Annotated in this window: 2 pseudogenes; both read right to left on the minus strand. The window is 64.0% G+C overall.

The annotated features are described in order from the left end of the window. Positions 1–87: pseudogene (locus QQL24_RS26695) on the minus strand (oxidoreductase); the annotation flags it as partial. Positions 88–135: 48 nt separating this feature from the next. Further along, positions 136–228, minus strand: a pseudogene (locus QQL24_RS26700) (oxidoreductase); the annotation flags it as partial.

Below are 228 nucleotides of genomic sequence, written 5' to 3' on the forward strand. Positions count from 1 at the left end.
TTCTTCGACGAAGCGCTTGGCCGTGGCTAACCCGATCCCGCTGCTGCCGCCGGTGATGACAGCGACCTTACCTTCTAGCTTTTTCATGATCTTCCATCCTTCGTTGTGTGGCCCGGACGCGGGACCGCGCCGGGGTCAGAGCTGCGCTAGGCCGCCGTCGACGGCGACCTCGCTGGCGGTCATAAAGCTGCTGTCCGACGACGCGAGGAAGGCGGCTACAGCTCCGAT

Origin of the sequence: Labrys miyagiensis (genome assembly GCF_030160835.1) — a bacterium.
Taxonomy (GTDB): Bacteria; Pseudomonadota; Alphaproteobacteria; order Rhizobiales; family Labraceae; genus Labrys; species Labrys miyagiensis.